The sequence below is a fragment of the Actinomadura sp. B10D3 genome, assembly GCF_039871695.1.
Lineage (GTDB): Bacteria > Actinomycetota > Actinomycetes > Streptosporangiales > Streptosporangiaceae > Spirillospora > Spirillospora madurae.
In genome coordinates this window covers 255,946-268,819 of sequence record NZ_JBDPLY010000005.1, presented here as the reverse complement: position 1 = coordinate 268,819, position 12,874 = coordinate 255,946, and the positions used below count along the sequence as shown (strand labels likewise).

The 12,874-nt window shown below is 70.1% G+C and carries 10 protein-coding genes; 6 read left to right on the top strand and 4 right to left on the bottom strand.

Annotated features, from left to right (window positions below):
- Positions 1-12: 12 nt before the first annotated feature.
- The 6 genes from ABGB11_RS11955 to ABGB11_RS11930 all read left to right on the top strand — a co-directional run bounded on the left by ABGB11_RS11955 (position 13) and on the right by ABGB11_RS11930 (position 7,026).
- On the top strand, positions 13-444 hold the full coding sequence (locus tag ABGB11_RS11955) for a hypothetical protein (RefSeq protein WP_347631844.1): 432 nt from the start codon (positions 13-15) through the stop codon (positions 442-444).
- Positions 445-882: 438 nt separating this feature from the next.
- Positions 883-1,875, top strand: coding sequence for an ABC transporter permease (locus tag ABGB11_RS11950; protein WP_347631842.1), 993 nt, complete (start codon positions 883-885; stop codon positions 1,873-1,875).
- A gap of 53 nt (positions 1,876-1,928) precedes the next feature.
- Positions 1,929-3,683, top strand: a complete 1,755-nt coding sequence (locus ABGB11_RS11945) for an ABC transporter substrate-binding protein (RefSeq protein ID WP_347631840.1) — start codon at positions 1,929-1,931, stop codon at positions 3,681-3,683.
- A gap of 105 nt (positions 3,684-3,788) precedes the next feature.
- A complete protein-coding gene (locus ABGB11_RS11940; RefSeq protein WP_347631838.1) occupies positions 3,789-4,802 on the top strand; it encodes an ABC transporter permease in 1,014 nt (337 codons plus the stop codon).
- Positions 4,802-5,869 (top strand): ABC transporter ATP-binding protein, encoded by a 1,068-nt coding sequence (locus ABGB11_RS11935; RefSeq protein ID WP_347631836.1) that lies wholly within the window; start codon positions 4,802-4,804, stop codon positions 5,867-5,869. Before ABGB11_RS11940 ends, ABGB11_RS11935 begins: the two co-directional genes overlap by 1 nt.
- A 95-nt stretch (positions 5,870-5,964) precedes the next feature.
- On the top strand, positions 5,965-7,026 hold the full coding sequence (locus tag ABGB11_RS11930; protein WP_347631970.1) for an ABC transporter ATP-binding protein: 1,062 nt from the start codon (positions 5,965-5,967) through the stop codon (positions 7,024-7,026).
- Between the two features lie 115 nt (positions 7,027-7,141).
- On the opposite strand, the gene ABGB11_RS11925 is transcribed toward ABGB11_RS11930, so the two are convergent.
- The 4 genes from ABGB11_RS11925 to ABGB11_RS11910 all read right to left on the bottom strand — a co-directional run bounded on the left by ABGB11_RS11925 (position 7,142) and on the right by ABGB11_RS11910 (position 12,788).
- Positions 7,142-9,643 (bottom strand): ABC transporter permease, encoded by a 2,502-nt coding sequence (locus tag ABGB11_RS11925; RefSeq protein ID WP_347631834.1) that lies wholly within the window; start codon positions 9,641-9,643, stop codon positions 7,142-7,144.
- Entirely contained in the window at positions 9,640-10,470 is an 831-nt protein-coding gene (locus tag ABGB11_RS11920; RefSeq protein ID WP_347631832.1) for an ABC transporter ATP-binding protein, read from the bottom strand. The genes ABGB11_RS11925 and ABGB11_RS11920 overlap by 4 nt, the downstream gene beginning before the upstream one ends.
- A gap of 281 nt (positions 10,471-10,751) precedes the next feature.
- A complete protein-coding gene (locus tag ABGB11_RS11915; protein WP_021593612.1) occupies positions 10,752-11,432 on the bottom strand; it encodes a response regulator transcription factor in 681 nt (226 codons plus the stop codon).
- A 132-nt stretch (positions 11,433-11,564) separates the two neighbouring features.
- Positions 11,565-12,788 (bottom strand): sensor histidine kinase, encoded by a 1,224-nt coding sequence (locus tag ABGB11_RS11910; protein ID WP_347631830.1) that lies wholly within the window; start codon positions 12,786-12,788, stop codon positions 11,565-11,567.
- Positions 12,789-12,874: the final 86 nt, after the last annotated feature.

The following is a 12,874-nucleotide window of genomic DNA, read 5'->3' as shown; positions in this document are numbered from 1 at the left end:
GAGGGGCCCGCCATGAGCGACGAAGTCATTTACGCGATCAGCATCGGGGTGACCCTGGTCGGGCTGGTGATCAGCTGGGGCGCCTTCCGCCGCAGGGGCGCCGGGGCCGGGATGCGCGGTGCCTCCCTGTCCCTGGTCCCGCTGGCGGCGGCGATGACCGGGGTGACCGGGTTCTTCGCCGACCTGGTGTTCAGCCCGGTGAAGTGGGCGGGCGTCGTCGTGGCCGGCCTGGCCGTCCTGCTCTACATGACGTCCGGGGCGATGCTGAGCCGCCGCGCCGGCGCGGCGGGCGGTGGGAAGGCCGCCGGGCGAGGCGCGGAGTCCAAGGCCGCGGGCCGCTCGGAGAAGAAGCAGAAGCGCGCCGTGGAGGGGCCCGCGCAGGGCGGCGGCGACCCCGAGATGGCGGAGATCGAGAAGATCCTGCGCGACCGCGGCATCTCCTGACCGCACCGCGGTCCCACCGCGCACGAGGCGCCGGCGGGCCGGGACGACCCCTTTCCAGGGGTGCGTCCCGGCCCGCCGTTTCTGTCCGTCGCGGCGCTGACCTGCGGACGTTCGATCTCGGAACGGACTCAGTACGGTAAACTTTCCCGGTCTAGACCGCCCGCGGCTTGCCTGTCCAGCTTGACACGTACGTACTATTCGCACGATTTGTCCGGCGTGCTGTACGAGCGCGTGTTGCCCAGATGACGACGAGATCACAAGTCAGATACGGGTACTGGCGAAGGTCGCTTCACGGATGGACAGTCGTGCCCGAAGGACTACGTTTCCCTTCAGCAAACGCGGCGTAACGGGCATGGAGGCAGCGGATGATCTCCGCGGCCGCCGGTCACGCGCCGACGCGTGGCCGAACCAGTGGCCGGACGGTAGGAGGTATGGAGCGTGGCCGCACCCATCGAGGTGAGCGGATCCGACACCGAGGCGCAACCGGAATCGGTCCTCGCCGGTGTCGACCGAAAGAAGATCCAGGGGCGTTCCCTCGGGCAGATCGCCTGGATGCGGCTGAAGCGCGACAAGGTCGCCCTGACCGGCGCGCTGATCGTCGTCCTGCTCATCCTGATCGCCATCTTCGGCCCGTACTTCGTGCAGAACCCGCTGACCTACCACCAGAACCTCATCGACCCGACCTACAACCGGCCGAAGTCGGGGTTCTGGCACTCGGGCATCAGCGGCGAGCACTGGCTCGGCGTCGAGCCCGGCACCGGCCGCGACATGCTCGCCCGGATCGTGCACGGCGCCCGGATCTCGCTGCTGGTGTCGTTCCTGGCCACCCTGCTGTCGGTGGTCATCGGCACGGTCATGGGGATCACCGCGGGCTACTTCGGCGGCTGGGTCGACTACCTCATCAGCCGGGCCATGGACGCGTTCCTGGCGTTCCCGCTGCTGCTGTTCGCGATCGCGCTGGTCGGCGTGGTGTCCGACGGGGCGTTCGGGCTGAACGGCAACGGCCTGCGGGTCTCGGTGCTGGTCGTGGTCATCGGGTTCTTCAACTGGCCCTACATCGGCCGCATCATCCGGGGGCAGACGCTGTCGCTCAGGGAGCGGGAGTTCGTCGACGCCGCCCGCAGCATGGGTGCCAAGAACGGCTACGTGCTGTTCAAGGAGGTCCTGCCGAACCTGGTCGCCCCGATCCTGGTCTACTCGACCCTGCTGATCCCGACGAACATCCTGTTCGAGGCGGCGCTGTCGTTCCTCGGCGTCGGCGTCATCCCGCCGACCCCGTCCTGGGGCGGCATGCTGACCCTCGCGGTGCCGATCTACTCCTCGGACCCGATGTACATGATCATCCCGGGTATGGCCATCTTCATCACCGTCCTCGCCTTCAACCTCTTCGGTGACGGGCTGCGGGACGCTCTCGACCCTCGGGGCAAGTGACTCGGGTTCATCCGACCCGTCTATTTGAAGGGGTGCGCCTGCACATGAACAAGATGAGACCAATCGCGGTCTTGGCGGCCGGGCTGGTCGCGGCCGCGGGGCTCGCCGCCTGTGGCGGCGGAGACTCCGAAGGGTCCGGGAGCGGGCCCGGCTACAACGCCGGAGTCAACGAGGTCGTCAACAAGTCGGACAAGAAGGGCGGGACGCTCAAGCTCGGCGACTCCGACGACTTCGACTCGCCGGACCCGGGCAACACGTACTACGCGTTCTCGCAGAACATCGCCCGCCAGTACGGGCGCGCGCTGACGACGTTCAAGCCCGCCGCCGGCACCGAGAGCAACGAGGTCGTCCCCGACCTCGCCACCGACCTCGGCCAGTCCAGCGACGGCGGCAAGACCTGGACCTACAAGCTGCGGACCGGCGTCAAGTACGACGACGGCACCACGGTCACGTCCAAGGACGTCAAGTACGCGGTCGAGCGCAGCAACTACACCAAGGAGCTGCAGCTCGGGCCGAAGTACTTCAAGCAGTACCTCGTCGACAACAAGCCCGCCTACAAGGGCCCGTACGACGACAAGAGCGACGCAGGCCTGAAGTCGATCGAGACCCCCGACGACCAGACGATCGTCTTCCACCTGAACACGCCGTTCCAGGAGTTCGACTACCTGGTCGCGATGTCGCAGACGATGCCGGTGCCGAAGGCCAAGGACACCGGCACCAAGTACGAGACCTCCATCGTCTCCAGCGGTCCGTACAAGGTCGACAACTACACGCGCGGCAAGTCGATGCAGCTGTCGCGGAACCCGCACTGGAACCAGAGCACGGACCCGATCCGCAAGGCGCTGCCCGACAAGATCGACATCCAGCTCAAGCAGAACGCGGACGACATCGACCAGCGGCTGCTGTCCGGCGCGCTGGACATGGACATCACCGGCGTCGGCGTCCAGTCGGGAACCCAGCCGAAGGTGCTGACCCCCGAGCAGAAGCCGTACGTCGACAACCCCGTCCAGGGCTTCCTGCGGTTCATGTCGCTGAACCAGCACGTCAAGCCGCTTGACAACGTCCACTGCCGCCTCGCCGTGCAGTACGCGACCGACAAGGTCGCCGCGCAGACCGCCTACGGAGGCCCGCTGGCCGGCGGCGACGTCGCCACCACGGTGCTGCCGCCGTCGGTGGAGGGCTACACCAAGTTCGACCTGTACCCGCAGAAGCAGGCCGAGGGCGGCGGTCTCGACCAGGCCACCCTCGACAAGGCCAAGCAGGAGCTGCAGGCCTGCGGCAAGCCGGAGGGCTTCTCCAGCAAGATCTCGGCGCGGTCCGACCGGCCGAAGGAAGTCGCGATGGCCGAGGCGATCCAGCAGAGCCTCGCCAAGGTCGGCATCAAGGTCAGCATCGTGCAGTTCCCGGCCGGTGACTACTTCAACAAGTACGTCGGCGTGCCGAAGTACGTGCACGACCACGGCATCGGCATGATGATCATGGCGTGGGCGGCGGACTGGCCGACCGGCTACGGCTTCCTGGCGCAGATCGTCCACGGTGACGCGATCAAGCCGTCCGGCGGCAACAACCTCGCCGAGCTGGACGACCCCGCGATCAACAAGGCGCTCGACGACGCGATCGCCAACCCGGACAAGGCCGCGCGCATGAAGGCCTACGGTGAGATCGACAAGCTGGTCATGCAGTCCGGCACGGAGGTCCCGCTGATCTACGCCAAGGCCCTGATGTACCGGCCGAAGCGTGTCACCAACGCGGGCATCACCTACGCCTACGGCGGCATGTACGACTACCTGAACATGGGCGTGGAGTGACACCTCCGCTCGTCCGTGCGTCCATCTGAAGGCAGGTGAAGGCGACGCCCGCCGGCCGGTCCGGGACCCACAGGTCCCGCCGGCCGGCGGGTGGGGCCGAGCAATGTGTTCGCATACATCATCCGGCGCCTCATCGGTGCCGTCATCATGTTGCTGCTGGTCAGCCTGGTGACCTTCGGCATCTTCTTCTGGCTCCCGAAGCTGGCGGGGCAGACCACCGACCAGATCGCGGCGTCGTACGTGGGCAAGGCCCCGACCGCCGAGGCCATCCAGGACACCAAGGAACGGCTCGGCCTCGACAAGCCGGTCATCGTGCAGTACGGCAACTACCTGAAGGCCATCGCGGTCGGCAAGGACTACAAGGCCGGCCCGGTCACCGACCACTGCCCCGCGCCGTGCCTCGGGTACTCGTTCCGCAGCAGCCAGCCGGTCCTGGAGACGCTCCTCGACCGCGCCCCGGCGACGCTGTCGCTGGCGCTCGGCGCCGCGATCGTCTGGCTCGCCGGCGGCATCACCACCGGCGTGGTGTCGGCGCTGCGAAGAGGAACGATCTGGGACAGAACGACAATGATCATCGCGTTGAGCGGTGTGTCGCTGCCGATCTACTTCACCGGCCTGGTGTCCCTCGCGCTGTTCTCCTACACACTCAAGATCTTCCCTGGCGGCGGCAGCTACACCCCGTTCACCGACAATCCGGTGCGGTGGTTCCAGGCGCTGGTGCTGCCCTGGGTGACGCTCGCGTTCCTTTACGCGGCGATGTACGCGCGGCTCACCAGAGCGGGCATGCTGGAGACGATGAACGAGGACTACATCCGCACCGCCCGCGCGAAGGGGCTGCCGGAGAGGACCGTCGTCACCAAGCACGCGCTGCGCGCGTCCCTGACCCCGATCCTGACGATCTTCGGTCTGGACCTCGGGCTGCTGCTCGGCGGCGCGGTGCTGACCGAGAACACCTTCGGGATCCCGGGGCTCGGGCAGCTCGCGATCAGCTCGATCCGGGGCGGTGACCTGCCCATGGTGCTCGGCGTCACGCTGCTCACGGCGACCTCGATCGTCATGATCAACCTGATCGTGGACATGCTGTACGCCATCGTCGACCCGAGAGTGAGGCTGGGCTGATGACCGGTACCGCTCCCGCCGCGGACACCGCGGGCACCGGCGACGCCCCCACGGCGTTCCTGGAGGTCCGCGACCTGAAGATCCACTTCCCGACGGACGACGGGCTGGTGAAGTCCGTCGACGGGCTGTCGTTCCAGCTGGAGCGCGGCCGCACCCTTGGGATCGTGGGGGAGTCCGGGTCCGGCAAAAGCGTCACCAGCCTCGGCATCCTCGGCCTGCACAACCGGCGCAACGCCGATGTGTCGGGCGAGATCTGGCTGGACGGCAAGGAGATCGTCGGCGCCTCGCAGGCGGAGGTGCGCAGGCTCCGCGGCCGGAACATGGCGATGATCTTCCAGGATCCGCTGTCGTCGATGCACCCCTTCTACACGGTCGGCCACCAGATCATCGAGGCCTACCGGGTGCACAACGACGTGTCGAAGGCGGTGGCCCGCAAGCACGCCATCGACATGCTCGGCAAGGTCGGCATCCCCAAGCCGGACAAGCGGGTGGACGACTACCCGCACCAGTTCTCCGGCGGCATGCGGCAGCGCGCGATGATCGCGATGGCGCTGTCGTGCGACCCGGAGCTGCTGATCGCCGACGAGCCGACGACGGCGCTGGACGTGACCGTCCAGGCGCAGATCCTGGACCTGATCCGCGACCTGCAGCAGGAGTTCAACTCCGCCGTCATCATGATCACCCACGATCTGGGGGTGGTCGCGGAGCTGTCGGACGACATCCTGGTGATGTACGCGGGCCGCGCGGCGGAGTACGCCTCGGTCGACGACGCGTTCCACCGGCCGCTGCACCCCTACACGTGGGGGCTGCTCGGGTCGATGCCGCGGCTGGACCGGGAGCGGTCGGAGCGGCTGCTGCCGATCGAGGGGTCGCCGCCGAGCCTGATCAACGTGCCGTCCGGGTGCGCGTTCCATCCCCGCTGCCCCTACGCCGACCTCAACGAAGGCAAGAGCACGACCAAGCGGCCGGAGCTGCTGGAGGTCGAGCCCGGCCACAAGGCGGCGTGCCATCTGCCCCTGGAGAAGCGGCGGCAGATCTGGAACGACGAGATCCGGGCGAAGCTGTGACGAGCACGGGTGGTAACGAGACTGTGAACACGACCAAGACGCCGGCCGGGCAGCCCGCCGCGGACGAGGAGACCCGCGCCCCGCGGGAGGGGGAGCTGCTGCTGGAGGTGGACAACCTCGGCAAGCACTTCCCGGTGACGGCGGGGCTGCTGCGCCGCCAGGTCGCGGCGGTGAAGGCCGTCGACGGGGTGTCGTTCTCGGTCCGCAAGGGCGAGACGCTCGGGCTGGTGGGGGAGTCGGGCTGCGGCAAGTCCACCACCGGCCGGATGATCATGCGGCTGCTGGACCCGAGCTTCGGGAAGATCACCTTCGAGGGTGAGGACATCACCCACATGTCGCAGGGCCGGCTCCGGCCGCTCCGCCGCGACCTGCAGATGATCTTCCAGGACCCGTACTCGTCGCTGAACCCGCGCAAGACGGTCGGCGCGATCGTCGGGGCCCCGTTCCGGCTGCAGAACATCGAGGCCCCGCAGGGCGTGAAGAAGGCCGTCCAGGAGATCCTGGAGCTGGTCGGCCTGAACCCCGAGCACTACAACCGGTACCCGCACGAGTTCTCCGGCGGGCAGCGGCAGCGCATCGGGATCGCCCGCACGCTGGCCCTGAAGCCCAAGCTGATCATCGCGGACGAGCCGGTGTCGGCGCTGGACGTGTCGGTGCAGGCGCAGGTCGTCAACCTGCTGGAGGACCTGCAGGACGAGCTCGACCTCACCTACGTGGTGATCGCGCACGACCTGTCGGTGGTCCGGCACATCTCCGACCGCGTCGCCGTCATGTACCTCGGCAAGATCGTGGAGCTGGCGGACCGGGCCGACCTGTACGAGCGGCCCATGCACCCCTACACCAACGCGCTGCTGTCGGCGGTGCCGATCCCGGACCCGAGCGAGCGCGGCGAGCGCAAGCGGATCCGGCTGCAGGGCGACGTGCCGAGCCCGCTCGACCCGCCGCCCGCCTGCCGGTTCCACACCCGCTGCTGGAAGGCGCAGGACATCTGCAAGCAGGTCGAGCCGCCGCTGGTGGAGCTGTCCCCGGGGCACCAGGCCGCCTGCCACTTCCCGGAGAACACCACGGTCAGCGCGACCGACGCGGTCGCCAAGGCCGCGGTGGCGCCCGCCCCCGCCGGCGACGGCGCGGCCGACGCCGCCGAGCCCGCGGAGTAGCCTCTCCCGGCGTGCCTCCCGCACGAGGAAAGACCCGGCCCCTCCTTCCGGGGGGACCGGGTCTTTCCGTTGCGGCTCCGTTGCCGCCGCTGCGCCTATGCCTGCCGCGTGCGGGTCACTCGGTGGAGATCGCCTTCAGGACGTCCATGCGCCCGGCCCGCCACGCCGGCCACAGCGCCGCGAGGACACCGATGACCGCGGCCACCACCAGGTAGACCACCAGCGTCCCGTACGGGACGGCGAGGACGCCGAGGCCCTGGTCGGCGAGCGCGTTCTGCAGCGCCGCGCCGAACGCCACCCCGATGCCCATGCCGAGCGCCGCGCCGAACACGGCGATCATGATGGACTCCAGCCGGACCATGCGGCGCAGCTGCCGCCGGGAGATCCCGATCGCGCGGAGCAGCCCGATCTCCCGGGTCCGCTCGATCACCGACAGCGCGAGGGTGTTGATGACCCCGACCGCCGCGATGATGACGGACATGACCAGCAGGATCGTCAGGAACGTCACGAACCCGTTGATCTGCTTGCGGGCGTCGGCCTTCAGCGACGCCTGGTCGGACACCTTCAGGTTCGGGTAGTCCTTCAGCGTCGACTCGATCGCCGTCTTCGTCGCCGCCGACGGCGCCGCGGCGTCCACCACGATCGCGTCGACCGAGGGCTTCACCGTGTGCCGCAGGTACGCCTGCTGGGAGATGATGCGGCTGCCGATCAGGTCGCTCTTGGCGTACACGCCCGTCACCGTCAACCGCTCGGTCTTCCCGTCGGTGAACTGCACGGGGACCGCCGTCCCGACCTTCCAGCCGTTGTCCTCCGCGGTCTTCTCGTCCACCATCATCCCGGTGCCGCCGATCGACGCCCCACCGGAGGTGATCTCCAGGTTGGCGCCCTTGACGACCGCCGGGACGTCGCCGGACATGTACGACGCCTTCTTCCCCGCGATCTTGGCGTCGCCCTCGTAGGTGGGGGACGCCGCCGCCACCCCGGGCACCGACCCGATCTTCTGCGCGACCTCGGCGCCGACACCGCCGGCGCCCTCGGCCTGGACGAGGTAGTCCGCGCCGAACTGCGCGTCCACCTGCTCGTCCACCGACGCCCGCATCGACGCGCCGAGCACGTTCACCGTGGTGATCAGCGCGAGGCCGATCATCAGCGCGGCGGCGGTCGCCGCGGTGCGGCGCGGGTTGCGCAGCGCGTTCTGCCGCGCGAGCCGGCCGGGCGACCCCATCAGCCGCGCGAACGGCGCGCCCAGCACCTTCATCACCGGCACGCTGATCACCGGGGCGAGCATCGCCACGCCGATGAACACCGCGAACGCGCCCGCGCCGACGGGGATCGCCGGGTTCCCGCCGTTCCCGGCGAGCCCGACGCCGATCAGCCCGGCACCGGCGAGGGTGAGCAGCGACCCGAGCGCGACACGGATCCGCAGCGACCGCTGCGGCAGCGCCACATCGTCGCGCATCGCCGCCACCGGCGGGATCTTCGCGGCGCGGCGGGCCGGGAAGTACGCCGACACGACCGTCACCAGGATCCCCACCGCGTACGACCAGATCACCGGGGTCGCTGTGAACGTCAGCCCGCCCTGCCCCGCGTCGCCCATCTGCGACTGCAGCAGCGACGCCAGGCCCGCGCCGGCCGCGAGGCCGAGGGTGGACCCGACCACGCCGACCGCGACGGCCTCGCCGATCACCGCCCGCGTCACCTGCGCGCGGGCCGCGCCGATCGCGCGCAGCAGCGCCAGCTCCCGGGTCCGCTGCGCGACCAGCATCGAGAACGTGTTGAAGATGATGAACGACCCGACGAAGATCGAGATGAGCGCGAACGCGAGCAGGAACGTGCGGAAGAAGCTCATCATCTGCGCGATGTCGCTCTTGGACTCCTCGCGGAGCTGCTCACCGGTGACGGCCTCCATGCCGGCCGGCAGCACCCGCGCGACCCGGTCGCGCAGCTCGGACTCCGGCACGCCGGTGGAGCCCATCTCGATGTCGCTGAAGTAGCCGGGCTTCAGCATCAGCCGCTGCGCCGTCGGGGTGTCGAACGCGGTGAGGGTCGCGCCCATCAGGTTCCCCGTGTCGACCAGCCCGACGATCCTCATGTTCGCGGGCGGCCCGGCGGTGACGACCCGGGTGGTGTCGCCGACGGCGAGCTCGCCCTTCTCCGCCGTCCTGGCGTCGATGACGACCTCGTTCGGGCCCTGCGGGGCGCGCCCCGACTTCAGGTCGTAGGACCCGCCGCCCGTCCAGTTCGCTCCGATCTGCGGCGGCCCGTCCTGCGCCGTCCCGACGATCTTCCCGTCCTTGCCGACGACGGCCGCGTACCCGTTGACGTTACCCTGCGGGTCCTTGACGCCCTCGACGCCCTGCAGCGCCTTCAGAACGGTCGCCGGCACCGGCTGCGCCGCCATGCCGTCGTCGTCGCCGTCCACGACCTTCTTGGCCCGCACGTCCACGGCGACGTTCGCGCCGACCCGGCTGAACAGCTCGTCGAACTGCTTGTTCATGCTGTCGGTGAAGATCAGCGTGCCGGCCACGAACGCGACGCCGAGGATCACCGCGACGGCCGTCAGCACCAGCCTGATCTTGTGCGCCGCGAGGTTGCGGAGCGTGACCTTGCCCATCATCGCGCCGACACCCCGGATTCCGGTGCGCCCGCGGGGCGGGTGTTGTGGCCGGCGGAGTCGAAGCCCTTCATGCGCTCCAGGACCCGCTCGGCGGTCGGCCCGGTCATCGTGTCGACGATCTGCCCGTCGGACAGGAACAGCACCTGGTCGGCGTAGGCCGCCGCGGACGGGTCGTGGGTGACCATCACGATGGTCTGGCCCATCCGCCGCACCGAATCGCGCAGGAAGCCGAGGACCTCGGCGCCGGACCGCGAGTCCAGGTTCCCGGTGGGCTCGTCCGCGAAGATGATCTCAGGCCGGGAGGCGAGGGCGCGGGCGCACGCCACCCGCTGCTGCTGCCCGCCCGACAGCTCGGTGGGCCGGTGCTTGAGCCGCGGCCGCAGCCCGACGGTGTCGATCACGCCGTCCAGCCAGTCCTTGTCGGGCCTGCGCCCGGCGATGTCCATCGGCAGCGTGATGTTCTCCAGCGCGGTCAGCGTCGGCACCAGGTTGAACGCCTGGAAGATGAATCCGATCTTGTCGCGGCGCAGCCGGGTCAGCTGCTTGTCCTTCAGCCGGGTCAGGTCGGTGTCCCCGATGAACACCTGCCCGGAGTCCACCGAGTCCAGCCCCGCCATGCAGTGCATGAGGGTGGACTTCCCGGACCCGGACGGGCCCATGATCGCGGTGAACCGGCCGCGGGGAATGCCGACGGTGACCCCGTCGAGCGCGACGACCTGGGCGTCGCCGCGCCCGTACACCTTCGCGATCTGCTGGGCACGAGCGGCGAATTCGCCCGCCCCGGGCGCGGTCTGCGCGCCGGCGGTCGATGGGGCGGTGTTCGTCACGTGATACTCCCGTGTGTGAGTGAGCCAGGAAAGGGGGCCCGGACCGCGTCGTTACCCCCGGCGGTCCGACACTTGAAACAGTAGAAGCCCGCTCTTCCCGTTTGATGCACCCAGGGAACGGACTTGGCCGTCCACCCACGGCAGGAGGAGCCGACCCTCCGTCGTCCTCCCGGAGTAGACCTCCACCCCCCGTGCGCCGGGGGTGCCTCAGGGATCCACGCTGAGGTCCACCCTGAGACCCCGGCCCCGCGGCACGCGGCCGACGGGCGACTCCGGCCCGGTCAGCTCTGGCCCGGCCTGCTCAGCCCCGTCTCGTACGCGTACACCACGGCCTGCACCCGGTCGCGCAGCCCCAGCTTCGCCAGGACGTTCCCCACGTGCGTCTTCACCGTCGTCTCGCTGACCACCAGCTCCGCCGCGATCTCCGCGTTCGACTGGCCGCGCGCCACGTGCGCCAGCACCTCGCGCTCCCGCTGGGTCAGCGTGTCCAGCCCCGGAGGCGGCGCCGCGTCCCGCACCGACGGCAGCCGGTTCGCGAACTTGTCCAGCAGCCGCCGCGTCACCGACGGCGCCACGATCGCGTCGCCCTCCGCCACGATCCGGATCGCCTGCACCAGGTCCTCCGGCGGGGAGTCCTTCAGCAGGAACCCGCTCGCACCCGCCCGGACCGCCTCGATCACGTACTCGTCCAGGTCGAACGTCGTCAGGATCAGCACCTTCGGGTCGTGCGACGCCGCGCCCTCCCGGATGATCCGCCGGGTCGCCTCGATTCCGTCCACACCCGGCATCCGGATGTCCATCAGCACCACGTCCGGCAGCAGCGACCGCGTCATCTCCACCGCCGCCGCGCCGTCCCCGGCCTCGCCGACCACCGCGATGTCGGCCTCCGCCTCCAGGATGAGCCGGAACCCCGTCCGCAGCAGCGGCTGGTCGTCGACGAGCAGCACCCGCACCGCGGTCATCGCGCCGCCCCAGCCCGCCGCAGTCCAGGACCGATCATCGCCAGCTCCTCGCCTCACCGGACCGCCGCTCCACGGCGGCCCTGCCAACCCTACGGCCCCGCCGGGCCCGCCGGACCCGGCGCCCGGACCGGCTCACGCCTCCAGCGGGAAACGGGCCCGCACGCCGAACCCGCCGCCGACCCGCGGCCCGATCTTCAACTCGCCACCGTACAGCGCGACCCGCTCGTACATGCCGACCAGCCCATGACCCGGATTGTCCCCGTTGTCCGCCATGAACGTCGCCGTGCCGCGCCCATCGTCCTCGATCTCCACCGTCAGGTCGTCGTCCCCGTAGTACAGCCGCACCCACGCCCGCGCCTGCGGGCCCGCGTGCTTCAGCGTGTTCGTCAGCGCCTCCTGGATCAGCCGGAACGCCGCCACGTCCACCCCCGGCGACGGCGACCGCGCCTCACCCTCGATCCACAACTGCACCGACAGCCCCGTCTCCCGCACATGGTCCAGCAACTCCCCGAGATCGCCCAGCCCCGGCTGCGGCGCCAGCTCCCGCCCCGCCCGGTCCTGGTCCCGGTCCGTCCGCAGCACCCCCACGATCCGCCGCATCTCGCTCAGCGCCGTCCGCCCGACCTCCTCGATCGTCGACATCGCCTCCCGAGCGCTCCCCGGGTCCTTGTCGATGATCCGCCGCGCCGCCCCCGCCTGCACCGTCATCACGCTCACATGGTGCGCCACCACGTCGTGCAGCTCCCGCGCGATCCGCGACCGCTCCTCGATCCGCGCCGCCCGCGCGTCCGTGCCCCGCGCCCGCTCCAGCCGCGCCGCCCGGTCCTCCAGCTCCGCGAAGTACGCCCGCCGCAGCCGCAGGTTCCGGCCCAGCACCCACACGCCGATCACCAGCGCGGAGTCGGTGATCACCACCACCGGCGAGATCGCCACCGGCAGCATCACCAGGTACACCACGAAATAGACGAACGCCGTCAGGCCCCCCAGCGCGCTCTGCGCCAGCCCCCGATGCGCCGCCACGCTGTACACCGCGATCAGGAACGCCGCCACATCCGGCACGGACGGCGGATACTGCGCCGCCGACAACACCAGCTCCCCGCCGATGATGAAGGCCAGCACCGGCATCGGATGCCGCCGCCGCCACACCAGCGCGAGCGTCACCACCGACACCAGCAGCCCGTCCCACACGTCCGGGTTCCGGAAGTCCTCCAGGCCGCCGCCCCGCGGGAACTCGCCCACGAACATCTGCGGCAGGCCCACCACCAGCAGCCCCAGCGCGAGCAACGCGTCGGCCGCCGTCGGACGCGCCTGCAACCAGGCGCGGACGGCGTGAAGTCCACGGATGCGGGGTGACACGACACTCACCCTAGGAGGCCGCGGCAGGTCCGACCCCCTCCTGGACGCGGATCCGCGGTCCTCCCCAAGGATGACCCGGGCACCGC